The sequence below is a fragment of the Mesorhizobium sp. P3_A9 genome (genome assembly GCF_056402975.1).
Genome location: NZ_JBFUGJ010000451.1, coordinates 1 through 3,958 on the forward strand (window position 1 = coordinate 1; position 3,958 = coordinate 3,958).

1 protein-coding gene is annotated in these 3,958 nt (G+C 61.2%); it reads right to left on the reverse strand.

Going from position 1 to position 3,958, the window contains the following annotated elements; translation table 11 throughout:
- On the reverse strand, positions 1–3,310 hold a 3,310-nt coding region (locus AC1DX0_RS32275), incomplete at its 3' end, for a HAMP domain-containing protein (protein WP_477358452.1).
- Between the last annotated feature and the right edge of the window lie 648 nt (positions 3,311–3,958).

The window sequence follows — 3,958 nt, forward strand, 5'->3', positions numbered from 1 at the left end:
GGATGATGACATTGGCTGGCGAGGCGCTGCCGAGACCTGACGTGACGCGCAGAAATTCCGGCGGCACATTGTCGAGCATGATGGCGCGCTTGTCGGCGGCACTTTGCCCAACCAGGCCCTCGCGCAGGTCCAGGCGCTGCTTGATTGCGGCCTTGCTCTCGGCGYCGTAGGACGCCGCGAGCTCGAGATAGGATTCCTCTTCGTCGCGATTGGTGACGTAGAAGACCCCATATTGCGCGTTCACCAGAGGAGCGAGCTCGGACATGATCAGCCGTGACACCGTGGCAAGGTCGCGCTCACCCTGCAGCATGCGTGAAAAGCGGGCGAGATTGGTCTTCAACCAATCCTGCTCGGCATTTTTCAGCGTCTGGTCCTTCAGGTTGCGGATCATTTCGTTGATGTTGTCTTTGAGTGCGGCGACTTCGCCGGAGGCCTCGACACTAATCGACCGGGTCAGGTCGCCCTTGGTCACAGCTGTCGAAACCTCGGCAATGGCGCGCACCTGGGTGGTCAGGTTGGCGGCGAGCTGATTGACGTTGTCGGTCAGGTCGCGCCAAAGGCCGGCGGCGCCGGGCACACGCGCCTGACCACCGAGCTTGCCCTCGATGCCGACTTCACGCGCGACATTGGTCACCTGGTCGGCAAAGGTGGCGAGCGTCTCGATCATACCGTTGATGGTGTCGGCCAGCGAGGCGATCTCGCCCTTGGCGTCGACCGTCAGTTTGCGCTTGAGATTGCCTTGCGCGACGGCCGTCACGACGTCGGCGATGCCACGCACCTGATTGGTTAGGTTCGTCGCCATCAGGTTGACGTTGTCGGTCAGGTCCTTCCAGGTGCCGGCGACGCCTTCCACACGCGCCTGGCCGCCAAGCTTGCCCTCGGTGCCAACCTCGCGCGCCACGCGCGTCACCTCGCCAGCGAAGGAGTTGAGCTGGTCCACCATGGTGTTGATGGTAGACTTGAGCTCTAGGATCTCGCCCTTCACGTCGACAGTGATTTTCTTGGACAGATCGCCGCGCGCCACGGCGGTCGTCACTTCGGCGATGTTGCGCACCTGGCCGGTCAGGTTCTCGGCCATGGAGTTCACGTTGTCGGTCAAGTCCTTCCACGTGCCGGCAACGCCGCGCACCTGCGCCTGCCCGCCGAGCTTACCTTCGGTGCCGACCTCACGCGCCACACGCGTCACCTCCGAAGCGAAGGAATTGAGCTGGTCGACCATTGTGTTGATCGTGTCCTTCAACTCCAGAATCTCGCCACGAACATCGACGGTAATCTTCTTCGACAGATCGCCGAGCGCCACGGCGGTGGTTACCTCCGCGATGTTGCGCACCTGCCCGGTCAGATTTGCGGCCATGGCATTGACGTTGTCGGTCAAATCCTTCCAGGTGCCGGCGACGCCGCGCACCTGCGCCTGGCCGCCCAACTTGCCGTCGGAGCCGACCTCGCGCGCCACGCGCGTCACCTCCGAGGCGAACGAATTGAGCTGGTCCACCATCGTGTTGATGACGTCCTTGATCTGCAAGATCTCGCCCAGAGCATCGACCGTGATCTTCTGCGTCAAGTCGCCGGTCGCGATAGCCGTCGCTACCTTGGACACGTCGCGCAACTGCACGGTCAAATTGCCGGCCATGGCGTTGACGTTGTCGGTCAAATCCTTCCAAGTGCCGCCAACGCCTTCGACGTGAGCCTGTCCACCAAGCTTGCCTTCCGAGCCCACTTCGCGGGCCACACGCGTGACTTCCGAGGCGAACGAATTCAGCTGATCGACCATCGTGTTGACGGTGTCCTTGAGCTCCAGGATTTCGCCTTTGACGTCGACGGTGATTTTCTTCGACAGGTCGCCACGAGCCACGGCGGTCGTCACCTCGGCGATGTTGCGCACCTGCCCAGTCAGATTGGCAGCCATCAGATTGACGTTGTCGGTCAGATCCTTCCAGGTGCCGCCGACGCCCTTTACCTCGGCCTGTCCGCCGAGCTTGCCTTCGGTGCCTACCTCGCGCGCCACGCGCGTCACCTCCGAGGCGAACGAATTCAATTGATCAACCATCGTGTTGATGGTGTCTTTCAGCTCCAGGATTTCACCTTGCACCGCAACCGTGATTTTCTTCGACAGGTCGCCCGATGCGACCGCTGTCGTCACTTCGGCAATGTTGCGCACCTGGCCCGTAAGATTCTCTGCCATCGAGTTAACGTTGTCGGTGAGATCCTTCCACGTGCCGGCGACCCCGCGGACCTGTGCCTGGCCGCCGAGCTTGCCTTCCGTACCAACCTCGCGCGCCACGCGCGTCACCTCGCCGGCGAACGAATTGAGCTGATCGACCATCGTGTTGATTGTGGATTTCAGCTCGAGGATCTCGCCCTTCACATCGACTGTGATCTTCTTCGACAGGTCGCCCAGGGCCACCGCCGTCGTCACCTCGGCGATGTTGCGCACCTGGCCGGTAAGGTTCTCTGCCATGGAATTCACATTGTCGGTCAGATCCTTCCACGTGCCGCCTACGCCTTCGACCCGCGCCTGGCCGCCGAGCTTGCCTTCGGTGCCGACTTCGCGCGCCACGCGCGTCACTTCCGAAGCGAAAGAGTTGAGCTGGTCGACCATCGTGTTGATGGTGTTTTTCAGTTCGAGAATTTCGCCTTTCACATCGACCGTAATCTTCTTCGACAGATCGCCCGAGGCAACGGCCGTCGTCACCTCTGCGATGTTGCGCACCTGGCCGGTCAAGTTCGTCGCCATGGCGTTGACGTTGTCGGTCAGATCCTTCCACGTGCCGGCCACGCCTTTCACGCGCGCCTGACCACCGAGCTTGCCTTCAGTGCCAACCTCGCGCGCCACGCGTGTCACTTCCGACGCAAATGAAGCCAACTGGCCGACCATGGTGTTGACGATCTTACCGATACGCAGGAATTCGCCGCGCAGCGGCCGGCCATCGATCTCGACCATCATGGTCTGCGACAGGTCTCCCTTGGCCACGGCGCCAATGACACGAGCAACCTCAGCCGTTGGCTGCACCATGTCCTCGATCAGATCGTTGACAGACCGGACACTGGATTGCCAACTGCCGGTGGCGTTTCGAACGCGACCGCGTTCGCCTATCCGCCCATCCTTGCCAACGACCCTGCTGAGCCGCTCAAACTCGCGCGCCACCTGATCGTTCAGGTCGACGATTTCATTGAAGGTTTCTGCGATTTCGGAATCGAGACCTTCGTAAACGTTGTCGATGCGGATAGAAAAATCACCGCGCCGAAAGGCTTTGAGGGCATTCAGGATGCTTCGACGGTCCAACTGTCTTTTGGATGCCTGTACGGTCACAGCGCCCCCTCCCAATCTTGATGTTGGATAAAATTGCCCCTGCGGCCAAACGTTACATCCCGCCGCAAACCCCAAACGTCGAATTTTCAATTTTGTTCCATTGGCCAGTTGCAGGCAAATCCGCTGGAAGGTCGAAGGGCTTGATAACCTTCATGGCATCAACCACGGCGCGCGGCGCCGATGTAATGACGCCGCCGAGGGTGAGCGGCGCGACGATCGCAGGAGCAATCGGGGCAAAACGCGAACGGTGCCGGCGATCCCGCTCCGCCAGCGGGCGCTGTTAGCGCAAACCCGGTCTGCGCCGGCCTGTGCATAGGCCCGATGCCGCTTCATCGGAGGTGCCAGCTCGCACTTATGCCAGCCCGAAGCCTGGTACGGCGGCTTTGTACCGCAGCTCGCCCGCAGAAGCTGGCGCTTTTACGCGTGCGACAGCACGCCGACGTCTCAGCGAAAGTCGATCCCTTGATGTTTTCGGCGCAAGGACCCTAATGGCGGCGCGATGAACAAAATCGTCAGTCCACCTCAATAACCTTGCGGGCCAGCTTTTGCAGACGCGGCGACTTCGCTACCGCCACGGCTGCGGGCCGAGTACGAACAGTCGATGCCTCCAGCAGCTGCCTCTGTTCTCTAAGACGCGCTGTCTTGGCT